Source organism: Calothrix sp. 336/3 (assembly GCF_000734895.2).
Lineage (GTDB): Bacteria > Cyanobacteriota > Cyanobacteriia > Cyanobacteriales > Nostocaceae > 336-3.
On the sequence record NZ_CP011382.1, the window covers coordinates 3,929,990 to 3,948,977 of the forward strand.

General features: G+C 40.9%; 12 protein-coding genes. 7 read left to right on the forward strand and 5 right to left on the reverse strand.

Features of this window, described 5'->3' with window-relative positions:
• Nucleotides 1-9: 9 nt before the first annotated feature.
• Nucleotides 10-822 carry a creatininase family protein gene (locus tag IJ00_RS16415; RefSeq protein ID WP_035154632.1) on the reverse strand — a complete coding sequence of 271 codons (813 nt, stop codon included), beginning with the start codon at nt 820-822 and terminating at the stop codon, nt 10-12.
• Between the two features lie 92 nt (nt 823-914).
• Nucleotides 915-2,081 carry a pyridoxal phosphate-dependent aminotransferase gene (locus IJ00_RS16420; protein ID WP_035154633.1) on the reverse strand — a complete coding sequence of 389 codons (1,167 nt, stop codon included), beginning with the start codon at nt 2,079-2,081 and terminating at the stop codon, nt 915-917.
• Nucleotides 2,082-2,285: 204 nt separating this feature from the next.
• Between IJ00_RS16420 and ilvN the strand changes: the two genes are divergently transcribed.
• Together ilvN and htpG are read left to right on the forward strand one after the other, a co-directional pair.
• On the forward strand, nt 2,286-2,804 hold the full coding sequence (ilvN, locus tag IJ00_RS16425) for an acetolactate synthase small subunit (protein WP_035154634.1): 519 nt from the start codon (nt 2,286-2,288) through the stop codon (nt 2,802-2,804).
• 267 nt (nt 2,805-3,071) lie between these two features.
• A complete protein-coding gene (gene htpG / locus IJ00_RS16430) occupies nt 3,072-5,021 on the forward strand; it encodes a molecular chaperone HtpG (RefSeq protein ID WP_035154635.1) in 1,950 nt (649 codons plus the stop codon).
• 251 nt (nt 5,022-5,272) lie between these two features.
• On the opposite strand, the gene glsA is transcribed toward htpG, so the two are convergent.
• On the reverse strand, nt 5,273-6,268 hold the full coding sequence (gene glsA, locus IJ00_RS16435; protein WP_035154636.1) for a glutaminase A: 996 nt from the start codon (nt 6,266-6,268) through the stop codon (nt 5,273-5,275).
• Between the two features lie 683 nt (nt 6,269-6,951).
• On the opposite strand from glsA, the gene IJ00_RS16440 reads away from it, so the two are divergent.
• The 5 genes from IJ00_RS16440 to IJ00_RS16460 all read left to right on the forward strand — a co-directional run bounded on the left by IJ00_RS16440 (nt 6,952) and on the right by IJ00_RS16460 (nt 12,559).
• Nucleotides 6,952-8,067: a septal ring lytic transglycosylase RlpA family protein gene (locus IJ00_RS16440; protein WP_035154637.1), complete on the forward strand. Its 1,116-nt coding sequence runs from the start codon at nt 6,952-6,954 to the stop codon at nt 8,065-8,067.
• Between the two features lie 199 nt (nt 8,068-8,266).
• Complete coding sequence (locus IJ00_RS16445; protein WP_035154638.1) at nt 8,267-9,859, forward strand: bifunctional pantoate--beta-alanine ligase/(d)CMP kinase; 1,593 nt, start codon at nt 8,267-8,269, stop codon at nt 9,857-9,859.
• A 272-nt stretch (nt 9,860-10,131) separates the two neighbouring features.
• Nucleotides 10,132-10,389, forward strand: coding sequence for a DUF4212 domain-containing protein (locus IJ00_RS16450; RefSeq protein ID WP_035154639.1), 258 nt, complete (start codon nt 10,132-10,134; stop codon nt 10,387-10,389).
• Between the two features lie 9 nt (nt 10,390-10,398).
• Nucleotides 10,399-12,075, forward strand: coding sequence for a sodium:solute symporter family protein (locus tag IJ00_RS16455; RefSeq protein WP_035154640.1), 1,677 nt, complete (start codon nt 10,399-10,401; stop codon nt 12,073-12,075).
• A gap of 112 nt (nt 12,076-12,187) precedes the next feature.
• Nucleotides 12,188-12,559, forward strand: a complete 372-nt coding sequence (locus IJ00_RS16460; protein WP_035154641.1) for a hypothetical protein — start codon at nt 12,188-12,190, stop codon at nt 12,557-12,559.
• Between the two features lie 9 nt (nt 12,560-12,568).
• On the opposite strand, the gene IJ00_RS16465 is transcribed toward IJ00_RS16460, so the two are convergent.
• Both IJ00_RS16465 and IJ00_RS16470 read right to left on the reverse strand, forming a co-directional pair.
• On the reverse strand, nt 12,569-16,093 hold the full coding sequence (locus IJ00_RS16465) for a hybrid sensor histidine kinase/response regulator (RefSeq protein WP_035154642.1): 3,525 nt from the start codon (nt 16,091-16,093) through the stop codon (nt 12,569-12,571).
• Between the two features lie 143 nt (nt 16,094-16,236).
• Complete coding sequence (locus IJ00_RS16470) at nt 16,237-18,957, reverse strand: GAF domain-containing protein (RefSeq protein ID WP_035154643.1); 2,721 nt, start codon at nt 18,955-18,957, stop codon at nt 16,237-16,239.
• Nucleotides 18,958-18,988: the final 31 nt, after the last annotated feature.

Consider the following 18,988-nt stretch of genomic DNA (forward strand, 5'->3'; position numbering starts at 1 on the left):
GTCAGGATTCTAATCCTTAGAACTCACTTCGTAGGGACGAAACGCATAGATATCTTTAATTACCTGTACCCATCCATCCGCAACGGATGCCAAAATCTGTAAACCCTTCTCCCTAGTGGCAGTTGTTGCATCACCAATCACCCCACTTTTACTGACATCTTTTGTAGCCCACGCTACGGGTAATTTGCCCTCTAAACTCAGTAAACTGGTTGTGGGTAATTGGGGGGGATATTCTGCGACAGCGCGATCGCTCCTCACCTGTTCCGGTAATAATGCCATCATAATACTTGTTTCTGCATCTCCGGCATGCATTCCCTGTTGCGCTTCTAAAGGTGTTAGTAATTCCTTTGTAATATTTGGTACACGCCAAGTGAAGAGAGGAAAAACCATAAAATCATCATATTTAACGTGTAAATCCCGCGCTACCATTTGTAACACCTGGGGTTGCCCGCCATGGGAGTTCATCAATACAAACTTGCGAAACCCTGCCCGGTATAAACTTTCTCCTACTTCCCAGATAATGGCGCTGAGAGTTTCTGTACTCAAGGTAATTGTGCCGGGGAAATGCCAATGCTCATTCGATTTACCGTAATATAACGTAGGCAAGGCATAAACAGGTATATTTTTATCTAATTTTTCTAAAGCTTTTCCCAGTACTCCCACACTAATAGCAGCATCAACTACCAGGGGTAAATGGGGACCATGTTGTTCAATTGCCCCAATCGGTTGAATGATAACTACATTCTCTTTATCAGGTATTGCCTGGATATCTGTCCAGGTGAGGTAAGCAAAATAACGTTCTGGAGGAATAAAACCATGCATAGGAAAAGGGAAGGGGAAAGGGTGATGCTTTTGAGAACAGTTAACCGCTAGCTGCTAACTGTTAACTATTCTCATTCCCGACTCAAGGAATTTTACAATCGAGTTTTGACAAATTTCTCTAAACGCTCCATTCCTTTTTCAATAGTTGCCATATCGGTAGCGTAGGAAAGACGAATATTATCGTCTGCACCAAAAGCGATACCGGGAATGACTGCAACTTGATGTTCTTCTAATAAAGCGTTAGAAAAGTCTAGGGACTTTAATCCAGTTTGCCGAATATCAGGAAACAGGTAAAAAGCACCATCAGGTTTAGGACAACTCAAACCGGGGATAGCGTTGAGTCGTTCTAGCATAACTTGACGACGTTTAGTAAATGCTTGTAGCATTTCCTGTACACAGTCTTGGGATGATTCCAAAGCCGCGATCGCGCCATACTGGGCAAAGGTACAGATATTGGATGTACTATGACTTTGGATAGTTATTGTCGCCTTGATTAAATCCACTGGACCAGCTAAATAACCAATACGCCATCCCGTCATCGAGTACCCTTTGGCAAAACCATTACTAATAATGGTTCTTTGGAAAATCTCTTCACCCAGGGAACCAATGCTAACGTGTTTCGCCCCATCGTAGAGGATTTTCTCATAGATTTCGTCAGAGACGACGAGAATATCTGCGGCAACAATAATTTCTGCCAGAGCTTGAATTTCCTCTGGACTGTACACCATCCCTGTAGGATTGGATGGGGAGTTGAGAATAAATAACTTGGTTTTGGGTGTGATTGCTTGCTTTAATTGCTCAGGAGTGATTTTATACCCACTTTCGGCAGTTGTAGTAACAATCACAGATGTTCCACCCGCCAGCGTCACCATTTCTGGATAGCTTAACCAGTAGGGCGCAGGGATAATCACCTCATCTCCTGGCTCAATCAAAGCTAGCATCAAATTAAACAGAGAATGCTTACCACCGTTAGTGACAATCACATTTTCTGCTTTGTAATTCAAACCATTATCATTTTTGAGTTTGCGGGCGATCGCTTCTCTGAGAGGAGGTTCACCAGAAGCGGGACCATATTTGGTTTTTCCCTCTGCTAACGCTTTTGCAGCTGCGTCTTTAATATGAGCAGGAGTGTCAAAATCTGGCTCACCCGCGCTAAAACTACAAACATCAATTCCTTCACCCTTCATTGCCTTAGCTTTCGCGGCGATCGCTAAAGTAATAGAAGGAGTCACCTGACTAATTCTTTCTGCCAGCTTCATCTTAGGTTCTTTCGGCTTTCTTTCCACCTATTCCAGCATATCCCAGAATCTCTATCGAGAATCCCTAATTACGGATTTTCCTTGTTTGGGAGGAATAATTCTGTTTATCTCAGGTTTGCAGCAATTGAGAGTATTTAGTGGCAATTTTCAGCGTACAATGTAGGGTTGAAAGCTCTTGCACCACCCTAGCCTGTGTTGGCGACAATGAAGCACACCCTGTCAGTTTTAGTTGAAGATGAATCGGGAGTTTTATCCCGGATTGCTGGATTATTTGCCCGACGCGGGTTTAATATTGAAAGCCTAGCAGTAGGTCCAGCAGAACAATCTGGTATCTCTCGGATTACGATGGTAGTACCCGGTGATGACCGTGTAATTGAGCAGTTGACAAAACAACTCTACAAACTTATCAATGTACTGAAAGTACAAGATATTACGGAAACTCCCTGTGTAGAACGGGAATTGATGTTACTGAAGGTCAATGCTACTAGTAGCAACCGTTCGGAAATTGTGGAGTTGGCGCAAATATTCCGCGCTCGAGTCGTGGATGTAGCGGAAGATTCCCTCACCTTGGAAGTTGTAGGCGACCCTGGTAAGATGGTGGCGATCGTTCAAGTTTTGCAAAAATTTGGCTTGCGGGAGATTGCTCGTACCGGAAAAATCGTCCTAACTCGTGAGTCAGGGGTAAATACAGAGTTATTAAAATCTCTGGAAGCTAAGGTGTAACCCCATCTGCACGATAAATATACTAAAGATTCCTAGGGACGTTGAGTTATGCGTCCCTATTTTTATAGGTAGTTACCATTTCTTGAGTGATTAATATACAGACAAAGTCCTTATCTTGTAAGCTTTTTCCCTTACTTCTTTGTTCTTTCCGTACCCTGGTAGGGAAATCCGAATACAATGTCAGAGGTTATCCATACCTCCCATGGCAAATAATCGCTGAAAATTAATTTTCAGAATCATCTCAGCAATTACATCCTATTGATAATTATGCTAGAACAAGGAACCATCAGTATCCATACTGAAAATATTTTCCCGATTATCAAAAAATCTCTCTACTCAGATCATCAAATTTTCTTTCGGGAGTTGGTATCAAATGCAGTTGATGCCATTCAAAAATTAAAAATGGTATCCCGTGCTGGGGAATACTCTGGTGAGGTGGAAGAACCAGAAATTATTATTACCATCGATAAAAATCAAAAAACCCTCTCCATCACTGATAATGGTATCGGGATGACCGCAGAGGAAGTGAAAAAATATATTAACCAGGTTGCTTTTTCCAGTGCGGAAGAATTTATTCACAAGTACCAAGGTAAGTCAGATCAACCAATCATTGGACATTTTGGTTTAGGCTTTTATTCTTCCTTCATGGTGGCGCAAAAGGTTGAGATTGATACTTTATCTTACAAAGAAGGCGCGCCAGCAGTTCACTGGAGTTGTGATGGTTCCCCAGAATTTACCCTGGAAGACTCCTCTCGCTCCACACGCGGTACAACCATCACCCTGCATTTGATGGAAGATGAACTAGAATACCTGGAATCAGCACGCGTCAAAACTCTAGTTAAAACCTATTGTGACTTCATGCCCGTACCCATCAAGATGGATGGTGAGGTACTAAACAGACAAAAAGCACCTTGGAGAGAGTCTCCTAGTAACTTAACTAAAGAAGATTATCTCGAATTCTACCGCTATTTGTATCCTTTCCAGGACGAACCCTTACTGTGGGTACATTTGAATACAGATTATCCCTTCATTATTAATGGTATTCTCTATTTCCCCAAACTACGACCCGATGTTGATATTACCAAGGGACAAATAAAACTGTTCTGTAATCAGGTATTTGTCAGCGATAATGTTGAGGAAATAATGCCCCAGTTTCTCTTACCGATGCGTGGGGTAATTGATAGTACAGATATTCCCTTGAACGTTTCCCGTAGTTCTCTCCAGGGCGATCGCACTGTCAGAAAAATTGGTGATTATATTGCCAAAAAAGTTGGCGATCGCTTGAAAGAACTTTACCATGACGAGCGTGAGCAATATATTTCCGCCTGGAAAGACCTTAGCACCTTTGTGAAATTTGGTGTTCTCAACGACGAAAAATTTAAAAAGCAAGTGGAAGACATAATTATCTTCCGCAGCACCTACCAAGCAGAAACAAATAATACCTCTGTGGAAGTGCAAACATCGGAAGGTGATGCTTGGCAAGATGTTAAATCTAGCACCCCCTACACTACCCTCAAAGAATATCTGGAGCGCAATAAAGAGCGTCACGAAAACCGCGTCTTCTACTGTACTGATGCCGCATCCCAAGCAACCTACGTAGAATTACATAAAAATCAGGGTTTAGAGGTCCTATATCTAGATTCCTTCATTGATACCCACTTCATTAATTTCCTGGAGCAGGAATACAATGATGTAAAATTCACCCGTGTCGATTCTGACCTTGATAATACCTTACTAGATAAAGACCAAGGTGGGGAAATTGTAGACCCCACAACCAATAAAACTCGCAGCGAAGTCATTAAGGAGTTATTCGAGAAAGCTCTGAATAAGCCCAGGGTAAACATCCGGACTGAAGCCTTAAAATCCGATAATCCCCAGGGTACACCACCTGCTATGGTACTTTTACCAGAGATTTTACGCCGTCTGCGAGATATGAATGCCATGATGCAGCAACAAAACGCAGAATTCCCTGAAGATCATATCCTCCTAGTCAATACCGCTCACCCCCTGATTCAAAACCTGACAAATCTCAACCAGGGCAGCATTTTCCAAGCTGATGGTGAATCACCAACTGGGCAATTAGTCAAGATGATTTGTCAACACGTCTATGATTTAGCACTCATGTCTCAAAAAGGCTTTGATGCGGAAGGAATGACAGCTTTTGTGGAGCGTTCCAACGAAGTCCTAACCAAATTGACGGAACAAGCTGCAAAGTAAATGAGGTGATTCTGAAATAGGCGATCATCCAATGTGCAGCTGAATCATACAGGTCAAAAACGCAAAATAATTGCGGGCATCCCTTAACTTCCTTCGAGGGCGGGTTTGCCCGCATTTTGTATAAAATTATATCCATCTCAATTGAGAACAATCATTCATATTATGTCCGCACCATCACTTGCGTATCCAGAAATTAGAAAATTCTCTTTCCCCCTGCTCCCTTAATTATCAGTATTCAAACGGACATGATATTACTCCCTTTGCCATTCTCCCTTCCCCAAAGGATTGTCACACTCAAACAGATGCAAACCGAGGCGTTGAGAAAGCTCTTCGCAGACTTTCACACCCCTGATGCTATTACCGCGAGCGTCTAGGAGAGGGGAAAATACAGCTATCCCCATTTGATTCGGAACTACGGCAAGAATTCCGCCACTCACCCCACTTTTGGCAGGAATACCGACCTTGTAAGCCCATTCTCCGGCAAAATTATACATACCACAGGTATACATCACACTCAACATATCCCGAACATAGCGACTATCTACAGCCTGTTCTTGGGTAATGGGATTAATCCCCTTATTGGCAAGGGTAGCTGCCATCACTGCCAAATCATGACAGTTAACCATCACAGCGCATTGCTGAAAGTATAAATCTAGGGATTCTTCAATATTGGGGTCAATCATCCCGAAATTCAGCATTAAATGTGCCATCGCTCGGTTACGGTGTCCAGTGGTACGCTCCGAGGTAAATACGGAGATATCTACAAAAACATCGTGACCAATATAACGCCGAAACATATCCAGCATCCGGTTTAATCTTTCCGTGGCATCCACACCTTTAATTAAATTGGTGGTGGCGATCGCCCCTGCATTCACCATGGGATTATAGGGTCGCTTGGACTGCTCATCCAAAATAATGGCGTTAAAAGCTTCCCCTGTGGGTTCTACTCCCACCCTAGTTAAGAAATAATCCCTACCATGGTCTTCTAGAGCCAATCCATGGGCAAAAACTTTAGATATGGACTGAATTGTGAATAATTGCTGATAATTGCCAACTTCGTAGACTTCACCGTTGACAGTCACAATACAGATGCTAAACAAATTAGGGTTAACTTTTGCCAATTCGGGAATATAGTTTGCTACCGTTCCCTCCTTTAAACCTTGATATTTGGTATACAATTCTTCGATAAATGTCGGTAAGGGTGATGCAATCACTGGAATTTTAGATAATTGATTGGAATTCGCCATTTGGCTTAATAAACTCGTATTTTTTCAGTCTGAGAAGAATTTTCGGACATTACCCAGAGAAATCAGCAAATATCTGGAACATTTTTGCTTTCATCTTCTATTGACCAAAGAGCCTGTGCCTTAAGCATTTATTATTCAATGAATAAAATTTGCTGATTCATAGCTGTTTGTTATCATGATTTTACCCAAATATTACAGCTATACAATTTTCTTATTCCTGCTTTTTTTACATTGTCATACTGAGGACTTTGACTAATTAATTAAGTAACCACGCTGCGATATTTTCCGTATTTGTGGTATTTTGTAGGCGTTTTCAACTAGTGAAAACATGAAAACGTGAAAAGAGCAAGTCAAAAACTCCTAACATCGATTTAAAAACCAAATTAGTGTGAACTTTTTAGAACAAATTTTCTGATTTATCAAAAAACTGTTACATAGCTCAAATCCGCTCACGTAAGCACTTCCATCCCTAAAAAACATAGAAAAAAATTTTTCAGCTACCAAGACCTACGCTAAAACCCTGATCCCCAAGGACAAAAAATCGTGTTAGTCTGTTTCAGTTCAAAGCAAAAAGTGAAAGCAAAACAAGTTCGTTAAATTTGGGAATCAAAGACTTGCTAATTTGGCAGTCAACCCATAAATTATGAGCTTTTTGTTATTCAGTCGCTTTAAATTTCGGACGCATGAATCAAAGATATTTATTGACTGTTGTCGCACTATTTAGTGCTGTTTTGGGAATGCCATCAGTGAGTCGCGCCCAAGCGACGAAGCAAGTGGCTCCAGATTCACCCGTTACACCGACACCGGATGTAGTCAAAGTAGGTGAATATCAATCCCAAACAAAAAATCCTGGCTCCATTGCTACTACAGTGACGGAAATTCACACCCATGACGTAGCAGGTCGTCAGGCGGCAACACTATATGTTCGGGGTATTCCCGTACTCACGTTTATGGGTCAGCAACCCATTGCTCAAACCCAGACCAAAATCGGAACCATCAATACCGAAGTTGTCAAGGTCGGTTCGTCAACTTCTACCGTAGCTAATTCCCCCAAATTCACAACCACAGACGAAATCGGTGGCACCGATTTAGACAGCCAGACAAAATCAGCAAATGACCCAGTGCAAAGAGCCGGTGTGATAGCAGCAAAAATCAACCAGCTGATTTGGGAAAAGGTGGACGCGAGCAAGATTACAGTTAGTTGGCAAGCAGGCAGCAACCCACCCAACCAGGCACAGAATAAGAATTTATCTCAGAATTTCTCTAATCAGCGACCTGATCGCTTCGTCATCAAAGTCAACAACCAAGAACTGGTGACAATGAGTGATGAGACTCGCCTCGCTGGTGGAAGCAAAAACCCAGCCCAGGATGCATTGCAGGCAACCAATCGTCTCAGGCGACTAATTGGGAATGCTTCTCCCCTAACCCAGGTGGATAACTTACCTAAACGTTCGGCGATCGCCTTTCAATATAGACCACAAGATGTAGCCATCCAGGCTGTGAGAGCAACTTTCAGAGGGGTGGCTTCTTTTTATGGCTACGATTTCTCTGGCAACCGTACCGCCACAGGGGAAAGATTCAACCCTGAAGGTATGACGGCTGCCCATCGTACCCTACCCTTTGGTACACGGGTTCGTGTCACCAATACCCGTAACGGTCGTTCAGTCATTGTCCGTATCAATGATAGAGGACCCTTTATTCGAGGTCGTGTGATTGACCTTTCCACTGGTGCTGCCCGCCTGATCGGTATGATTAACAGTGGCGTGGCTCCCGTGTTAATTGAAGTACTTGGCAGATAATCACAGACCTATGTAGCTCCAGATTCTTTCTAGAGCTCATTCTAGTGGTCATCACGGGGGGAGTCTAGTTATTGTAATTTCCCCCTCTTCCAGATTTCTGCCCTGTGCCAATAATTTCCTGTCCCCTAACTTTCCCATTCCCCCAAATTCGGATATAAACTAAACGGGGGATAGCAAAAGAAAGACTAGGGGTATTTTTGTGCGCCTGTTGACAACAGTTGCAGCTTTGCGCTGCTATTTAGCTAAACGCCGCTTAGAAAGCCAAGAACCAGAGCCGCCACTACAGTTTGACATAACTGCCTGGACTTCTACGGCAGTGGGTTTAGTACCAACAATGGGAGCGCTGCACCAAGGGCATTTAAGCCTGGTTGAACGGGCAAGACAGGAAAATGCCACAGTCATTGTGAGTATTTTCGTGAATCCTCTACAGTTTGGTCCTAACGAAGATTATCAACGTTACCCTCGCACCCTAGAAGAAGACAGACAATGGTGTGAAACGGCTGGTGTAGACGCAATTTTTGCCCCGACTCCGGAAGAAATGGGGATCATGGAGAAGAATATACAAGAAACCAGGGTTACACAGGTTATCCCACCATCTGCTATGATATCTGGCTTGTGTGGTCGTTCTCGGCTAGGTCACTTCCAAGGAGTGGCAACCATTGTCACCAAGCTTTTTAACTTGGTACAACCAGACCGAGCTTACTTCGGTCAAAAAGATGGTCAGCAACTGGCAATTATTAAGCGACTAGTAGCTGATTTAGATTTGCCCATTGACATTGTTGCCTGCCCGACGGTGCGAGAAGCATCAGGTCTTGCCTTGAGTTCTCGGAACCAATATTTGACTGCCACTGAAAAATCACAAGCGGCAGTTCTTTATCGTGGGTTGCAACAAGCTGTAACACTATTTCGTGCAGGCGTTCGCACCGCCAATGACTTAATAGCTGCGGTACAGCAAGAAGTGGCAACCATTAGTAATCTTTTAGTGGAATATATTGAATTGGTTGAACCGAATACTTTATTACCTTTAGAAACAATTCAGGAGGAAGGAATGCTTGCGATCGCAGCTCGTCTTGGTTCTACTCGTTTAATTGACAACACCATCCTGCGCGATCGCCAACCGATCATCGCCATTGACGGACCCGCAGGTGCTGGTAAGTCTACTGTTGCTCGTCAAGTGGCAGCTAATCTAGGTCTAGTATATTTAGATACTGGAGCTATGTACCGTGCTGTCACCTGGTTGGTGTTACAAGCGGGAATTCCTACTGATGATGAGTGCGCGATCGCGGAATTGGTGAGTAAGTCAGTGATTGAACTAGCGCCAAGCCATGATTTGCAATTTCCGGTGCAGGTCTACATTAACGGTCATAATGTGACTCCAGAAATTCGCACTCGTGAAGTTACTGCTCACGTTTCGGCGATCGCTGCCCAAACATCTGTCCGCCAAGCATTGGTGAAACAGCAACAAATGTGGGGCAAAAAGGGGGGCTTAGTTGCTGAAGGTCGAGATATTGGTACCTGTGTTTTCCCGGATGCAGAAGTTAAAATATTTCTCACTGCTTCAGTACAAGAACGGGCTCGGCGACGTTTACAAGACTTTCACAACCAAGGACAACCAGTAATGACTCTGGAAGAATTGGAAAAAGATATTGCTGAACGTGACTGGAAAGACAGCAATCGTCAAGTGTCTCCTTTGCGTAAAGCTGTGGATGCTGTGGAAATGATTACTGATGGTTTATCCATTCCAGAAGTAACTGCCAAAATAGTAGATTACTATCAGAAACAGCTGTCTTAGCATTCAGCACTGAATTGGGGGTAGTGGGTGCTGATTCAGGGAAATCAAAAAATAAATTATCCCGATTTTGGGAATCACTACAATTTTTCTTCCCCCTGCTCTCCTACTCCCCACTGTCTTTTGCTCAGAAATTTCCAATTAATTACATTGAGACTTCCCTGATATCATGTCAAGGGATTTTCCTGCTGCGTATTCTTTAATAAAACGTAAACATCCTCGGTATTGTGTTGGCATTTGGTATCATCCTTTTGAGTATTTAGCTTGCAAAAGGCATGAATCAACAAAAACATCGCGCCTATTGGCGTGCTAATACAAGTTTAATTCGCAATCTCCTGATAGTTTGGGCACTGGTATCACTCGTTTTTAGTATTTTATTAGTGCAACCTTTAAATACAATTCGATTTTTTGGTGTCCCCTTGGGTTTTTGGATGGCTCAACAGGGGTCAATTATCATTTTTGTGGTGTTAATTTTTGTCTATGCTTTCCAAATGGACAAACTAGACCGCAAACATAACATTAAAGATGAGTGAGGCAACATCATGTCAGTTGAACTTTGGACGATTGTGATTGTTGGACTCTCTTTCTTAATATATTTATATATTGGTTGGCAATCACGAGTTGAGGATAGTAAGGGATTTTTCGTTGCCGATCAAGATATACCTTCCATTGCGAATGGAGCTGCAACTGCTGCTGATTGGATGTCCGCAGCTTCCTTTATCTCTATGGCAGGTTTGATTTCCTTTTTGGGATATGATGGTTCGATTTACCTGATGGGTTGGACTGGTGGTTACGTTTTACTGGCGTTACTTTTAGCACCTTATCTACGAAAATTTGGCAAGTATACAGTACCTGATTTTGTTGGCGATCGCTACTATTCCAATGTGGCAAGATTGGTGGCGGTAGTCGCGGCGATTTTTGTGTCCCTCACCTATGTTGCGGGGCAGATGCGTGGCGTGGGTATTGTGTTCAGCCGCTTTTTACAGGTAGATATCAATACTGGTGTCATTATCGGTATGGTAATTGTGGGCTTTTTTGCCATCTTGGGGGGGATGAAGGGTATCACCTGGACGCAGGTTGCCCAATACTTAATTTTGATTGTTGCCTATTTAATCCCTGCCATCGCGATCGCTCTATTACTAACCGGGAACCCTATTCCCCAATTTGCTTTTACTTTCAGTGATATCGCCGATAAATTAAATCAGGTTCAAGTTGACTTAGGTTTTAAAGAATACACCCAAGCCTTTGCCAACAAGCCGATGATTGATGTCCTATTCATCACTATTGCTTTGATGGTAGGAACCGCCGGATTACCTCATGTAATCGTTAGATTTTATACTGTGCCTGATGTGCGTTCGGCAAGGTACTCTGCTGGGTGGGCGCTTTTATTTATTGCTATTTTGTACACTACTGCCCCAGCTCTCTCAATGTTTGCCAAGTATAATCTAATTCAATCCCTCCATAATCAAAAAATTGAAGAAGTTAGGCAACTCGACTGGGTGAACAAATGGGAAAAAACTAAACTCCTGGCTTTTGAAGATAAAAATCAGGATGGACGTTTCCAACTGACTCCGAAAAAAGAAACCAACGAAATTACCATCGACAAAGATATTATTGTCCTCGCTACCCCCGAAATTGCCAAGCTTGCTCCCTGGGTAATTGCCTTGGTAGCAGCTGGTGGTTTAGCCGCAGCGTTGTCTACAGCTTCCGGGTTGTTACTAGTAATTTCTAGTTCTATTGCTCATGATGTTTACTATCGGATTGTCAACCCCCAAGCTTCAGAAAGCAAACGTTTATTTGTGGGGCGGTTGATGGTAGGTTTATCTCTAGTACTGGCAGGATACTTCGGTGTGAATCCTCCAGGATTTGTCGGAGAAGTGGTTGCCTTTGCCTTTGGTTTAGCTGCTTCTAGCTTCTTCCCAGTAATTTTTCTCGGTATCTTTGACAAACGTACCAATTCCACGGGGGCAATCGCTGGTATGTTGGTAGGTTTAATATTCACGATAATTTATATTGTGGGTGTGAAATTTGCCGGAATGCCGGCTTGGTTTTTCAATGTTTCTCCCGAAGGTATCGGAACTTTAGGTATGGTAATTAACCTAGTGGTGACATGGGTTGTATCACGTTTCACCGCACCCCCACCAGCCGAAATCCAAGCATTAGTAGAAAATTTACGTACTCCTGACTTACCAGAAATCACACCAATGAACAGGGTGTAGATTTTAGGGAGGGGTAGGGATTCTTTTCCCATACCCCACAACTACCCTCCATAGCTTTGCCCTTCCTGACAGAAAATCGCTATCCTAGAGAAAGCAGAAAGATAATATAGCAATGAGTTTTCAAAATTTTCAGTCTGGTTTATCTCAATTTCGTCCCTTACTAACCCTACTCGTAATTGTGTGGTTAGTTGGAACATTCGGTTTGGGCTGGCTAGTTAATTCCCTGTTAATAATTTTTGGTTTATTATTTCTTGTACCCGTAATTGCATTTGTGGGTTTTCGTTGGTGGTTACAACGCAACATTATCACTGATTCTTGTCCTGTTTGTGGCTTTACATTAACAGGGTTAAACCAAGTTCAGTTACAGTGTCCCAGTTGTGGGGAGCAATTGATAGTCAAAGAAGGACATTTTCAACGCTTTGCTCCTGACGGCACCATTGATGTCACAGCAGTGGAAGTCACAGCTAAATCCATCGAAGACTAAAATTCACTACTAACTTACCAAGCTTGCCACCGTTTCTAGTAACTCTTGTTGTACATAGGGTTTGGTTAAATAAGCTGTCACTCCCAAGGCTTGGGCAAGTTGACGAATTTTCTCTGTATTACAAGATGTTAAAATTACAACGGGGATTTTCGATAAATCAAGATTTTTGCGCATTTTATTGATTAACTCAAAACCATTCATTTCCGGCATTTCCAAATCAGAAACTACAATCTCAATCCCCGGATTTGTTTGTAGTGTGTGTAATGCTTCTAAGCCATTCTCTGCCTGTAAAACTTGATAACCTGATTTTTCTAAAGTTAAGGATACAGTTTTGCGCAGACTTGCAGAATCATCTACAACTAATATTAATTTTTGACTGGGAAGATTGACTTGTTTCTCTCTTTCTGATTGGAATGGTACTGGGCTGGAAGAATTGACTACTTTCTTCTCCTCTAATTGTAATGGTGCTGGACTAGGAAGACTAGCTTGTTGGTGCCTTTCTAATTTCGATGGGGAAAGTAAGGGTGTGACAGCAATATCAACTTCTTTGAAGGTAGGTATATTTTTGAGTGCATCAAGTTTGACAGACTGTACCAATACTCCACTGTCAATCGCCAGAATCAGATTCCCATTGTTGAAAGTAGTGCAACCATAGATATATTTGGGGGGGGCTATCGCCCTTCCTAGAGGTCGAATTACCAACTCTTGCTCACCAATAATTTGATCAACTTCTATAGCGAGCATTTGTCCACCATGACGCAATATTAACACTGGACGCGGCTGATTATTTACAAGAGTGCTGGGAATTGGTGCAGATATGGAATTATATTGAATTAAATCCAAAAAAGAATATAAAGTCACAAGTCTATGTTGTCCATCGATAGCTAAACATAAGCTTTTTTGACCAGATATTTCTCTAATTTGTTCAGCCTGGGGGAAGATAATTTTATCGATATTATCTAACAGTAAAGCATAGTAAATATTATTAACCTGAATAATCATTAACTGTTCTGTCGTCATAGAAAAAGGAATTTTTAGAGTAAATTTGCTTCCTTGATGAGGTAATGATTCTACAGATATTTTCCCATCTAATGCATGCAATTGGGCACGTACAATATCTAAACCCATCCCTCTTCCAGAAATTTCACTCACCTTCGTTGCAGTGGAGAAGTTAGGAGAAAAGATAATATCGAAGAGTTCTGTCTCATTGTCAAGCTCTGTCGAACTAATTAAACCCAGAGCAACTGCTTTTTTTCTAATTCTATCTAAATTCAAACCTTGACCATCATCTCGAACTTCAATAACAGTATGACTACCCTGATTATAGGCATGAATTTCAATTAAGCCTATTTCTGATTTACCGTATTGCTGACGTATTTTAGCTTCTTCAATACCATGGTCAAAGGCATTACGTAATAACTGTAACAAGGGGTCATATAGTTTTTCTGCAATTACCTTATCTACTAATACTTGCATCCCTATTAGTCTTAAATTTACCTCTTTCCCGTATAACTTACTTAAATTCTCTAAAGTTTGAGGAAATCTTTCGACAATAGTGGCTAAAGGTAACATCCTTGTTGTTACCAAATTATCAATAAAATTTAAGACTAAACGCTGTTTTTTCTCTTGAATATGGACAGTATTTTGTAACAGAGAGTCTAAGGAATTTGCGACTTCTCTGATACGAGCAACCTCTTGATTAATAACTTGTAAGTTATCCTTAAAATCTTCCAGATTAGACATTAGAGAAATATCAAAATCATCTTTTAAGGATGATATGGAATCATATGTATACTTGTATGTTAAATCACTCAAGTTATTTAAATTGTTTTGGTGCTTCTGTAAATCTTGAGTTAAATTGCTAATAACGAGTTGAATATTTTTTTCTTGAGATTGAGACCTTTGTTCATGAAGTAATATTTCACCTGCCAGATAATCGAGGTTATGCAAATCTTCAACTTCTACACGCACAAAAGATGTTTTTCGAGGTTTATTATTAATTGGCTCTGGGGATAAATTAGTAACTGTTTCTGCTGGTTCCGGATGAGTTATATTCTCTAGATTATTGATTTCTGGAATTTCTATATATGTGTTGATTTGAGATGTCGTATCTTCAACTATAGGAAAATTCTCTAGATTCTCATGGATGTGATTAACCTGCTCCCAAATATTATTAATTAAAGGATGTGTCTCTGAAAAAGAATCTAATGAAGTCCATTTCTCATCTATCTGATTAAATAACAAATTTTGTATTTGAGGTTTATCTAGCCATTTTTTCTCAGACTCTGATACAGGTGGTAATTTGCGATATTTAGCAGATATTTTTTTTACCCATGACTGAATAAAATTCACCAAGTTATCATCACATAACTCATGATAATAATAAAATTTACTAACAGCTAAAACTACATTTAGTATGATAACTTGACGATACAAATCCACACTGAGGCTATCATCTGGACTTTGGATGTAATCACAAAATTCCCTGAACCATTCTTCGATGTATTCTGAATCATTGTCTATGGTATCGGTTTTCAGAAAAATTTCTAATCTTAGGGATGATTTGGGGAGAGATTTCTGGATTTGAAACCATGATAAAAGGTAGCGACAAACTTTTATATAGTTGGCGATCGCCCTAGGTGAATTTTTCTGATACTGAGAATCAATTTGGAGAAAATTTGAGAACTCGGTGATTTCTTCTTCTACGGAAATTGGAGTATAAAAATTATCAATGGGTAAATTAACCGGAGAAAATGCTAGCTCTTGCAGCGCTGTGGAAACTTCTCCTCCTTGGGTGCGATCGCCATCCAAAACTAGGGATTTAGCTCGCTGTAAATCAGCTAAAGCAATTTGTGCAACTGTATCAACTTTGTCAGGATGAACTGAGATAGCCTGTAAAATAGTTTGAGCAATTTTTCCAAATCCTGGTAGATTAAAAGATTCCGCTAAACCTGAAAAAACTTCACCCTGTTCTTGTAATAAAGCTCTCAGTTCTTCTAGACTAACTTGATTCTCTATTGCCTGAGCTAAACTATCAATCCTTTCTGTGACTCCCGTCTCAAAAATAGACTCAACAATATCTAATCCTAATTCTGTAGAAGATGGAATATAGGTATCTTGTTCAAAATTATCTCCCAATTTTTCTTGCAGCTTAGCAAATGCGATAGTTGCTCGTTCTATAATTTCTTCAGCGTCGATTTTGCTCCCTGTTAACTCTGCTGTTAAGGAAATACGTAAACATTCGTAAGCTTCTATAAGCAATGTTTGTAATTCCTTATCAATCTCAACTTGGGGATTATAAAGGGATTTAACAATATTTTCTAAATAATGGGCAACCTTGCTAATTACTTCTAGCCCGACATTGGCGGCTCCACCCTTAATTGTATGAGTTCCTCGCATTAGGTTATGCACTTTAGTAATACTAAAGTCATCAGACAAAGTAAATAATTCTTGTTCAATCAAATTTAATAATTCTGGAGCTTCTGCCAGAAAGTAAGCATAGCCCTGTTCCCGAATTGATTCATCAGTAATCATAAGAAGTAAAAATAATATGTATGAGGCAACCGTAATAAATTAAGTTTCAATACTCAATATTTGAAATAGGATGGCAATTTTGCAGAGTTTTGTTAGCCTAGAAGTTGATTCCCTGGCTAACAAAATATCAACATCTCGACAAATTAACTGACCTTAAACTTACTAGCCGTTGTGAGTAATTCTTGTGCCATTGTAGATAATTGTTGGAAGATAATCCCTAACTCTTTTGCTTCATTTAAGGTATTCTGGGAAATTTCTACAACATCTTTCATGGAAGAAGTCACACTACTAGAACGTGCAATTTGAGTTTGAGTTGCGGCGGTAATATTTTCAATCAGTTGAGTAATTTGTGCTGTTGCTGCCACAATCGCATTTAAACTTTGGCGGGTTTCATTAACTAAATTAGTACCCTCTAATACCTGCTGCATACTTGTTTCCATCGCCATAGAAACATCTTCCGTTTCCCCTTTGATTTCCTGCACAAGTTTTTCGATTTCACTGGTAGCTGCGGCAGATTGACGCGATAGGGAACGAACTTCATCGGCAACTACAGCAAAACCTTTACCATACTCCCCTGCACGGGTAGCTTCAATTGCTGCATTTAAAGCCAGAACATTAGTTTGGGTGGCAAAATTACTAATCAAATTCACCACTTTAGAAATATTTTGGGAGGATTCACTCAAACGCTTAATTTTGCGACTGGTTTGAGATACAGTTTCTCTGATAGTTTGAATTGCTTCTACAGTGCGGTTCATCGCTCCATCACCGACTGTAATCGTTTGGTTTGCCTGTTGTACTGCCACTTGCACTAAATCTGCACTTGTTGCCACTGCTTTTGTTGAGTCTGTCATTTGCTCGATTTGTCTAAGAGCAGTAGTGATTTCTTCTGATTGCTTTTGTGCCAGATTTGTCAATTCTAGGAGGTAACTATCGCTACTCGTGGATGTTTGGGCAACCTGTTGAGCAGCTGTTTGTACTTGACCAACAATTTGGCGTAATGCCTGCAAAGTATTATTATAGGCATCGGCAATAGTTCCCATTTCATCCTCAGTAATGGGAGCGCGTACTGTTAAATCACCCTTTAAAGCTGGACGTACAGCACTCAGTAATTGAATAGAACGTAGCTGAAGTAATTCCTTCGCAGCTTTTTCCCTAGCAGCAGCATCTGCAAGTTCTTGGGATTTGGTTTGTAACTGCTGTAGATATTCCATCTGCTGCAAGCTTAACCCTAATTGGTCGCTCATCCGTGAGACGATATTAGTCTCCCATTCTTGCCACTGTCTGGTATTAGCATTTTGATAGGCTGCTAATAAGCCCCAAAGCTGATTACCAAAAAATATGGGTGCTACTATGTAAGCTTTAATTTCCAGCTTTTCCAGCATCTCCACATAGCAAGCAGATAAATTTTGGGAGTGAATATCATTGACGGTGACAACTTGTCCTTTTCCTGGTAAACCTCCCTGGGTTGCTTGGAAATGGGTATCCTCCCATTGGGTTTTATCATTACCACTAACAAAACTTGTCCAACCATGAGCTAGAGATTCAGCGATAAATTCTCCACTCCAGTCAGGGTGGAAACGATAAATAGTGACGCGATCGCACTTGAGTAACTGCCGTAATTCCTGGGTGGTAATTTTGAAAACACTGTTAATCTCAGTTGCTTGACGGATGCGGTTAGTAATCCGAGAAAAGGCTTTTTCCTGTTCTGCAATGTGGGATAGTTGATCGGATTTTTCCTGTAGCTTTTCTAGATATTCAGTTTGTACTAAAGCTACACCAAATTGCATCCCGATTTGATTGAGAAAATTTACTTCCCAATCTTGCCACTTACGAGAAGTCGAATTTTGATAGGCAGCAACTAAACCCCAAAGTTTATCTCCAAAAAATACTGGAGAAATAACATAAGCTTTGGCATCAAATTGTTCCAAAATTTCCACATGACAGCTTGCTAGTCCAGCTTTATAAACATCATTAACAACCCAACTTTCACCCTTAGCATATCTTCCCCCTTGGGTATCTTGTAGGTAGGTATCTGCCCAAACTGTCTTGATATCTGGACCGACTAGACGCACCCAACCTGTAGCTACGGATTCGGCAATAAATTCGCCGCCCCAATCCGAGTCAAATTGGTAAAGAGCGACGCGATCGCAGCGTAATAAATTACGTACCTCTTGGGTTGTAGTTTGAAAGAATTTATCGACATTGGAAATACGCAAAATCTTCTCAATTACCTTACCTACAGACTTTTTAGCTTGTAATTGTTGCTGCTGTTCTACTTGGTATTCATATCTTTGTAATCCGTAGGTAATTTCTGTTGCAACCTGTAGAATAAAACTTATTTCCTTTTCTTGCCATTGTCTGGGAGAATGGCATTGATGCAGTGCAAATACACCCCAAATCTCTCCTTCTAAGATAATTGGTAATGCCAAACTAGATTGAATTTGAAATTTTTCTAATAGTTGTTTCTGATAAGGAATAGTCTCTAAGGTATTTACATTTTCCATGGAGACAGGTTCTAGATACTCTTGATGAATATCCAAACCAAATACCAATAGTGGTAAACTTTCATTTAGTGTAGGAGTCCAACCCGGAGCTTTTGATTCTGCGCAAACTATACCCAAATCGCGGGAATTTAAACGGAATACTAAAGCGCGATCGCAATCTATTTTTTCCCTTAACTCCCTTGTTGCAATTTGACATAAATTTTCCAAATCTTTTGCTTGGCGCATCTTGGATGCAATATCTTGCCACTGCTGTCGCCAAAGTTTCAGGTCATGATAGCTATAGGATTTGGCATTTAACTGCTGATTATCTAATTTTTCTGCATCGTTAAAAGTTTGCTCAGTTTCGGATACAAAAGTCATGGTAAATCTCCCTGAATATGATAAATATGAA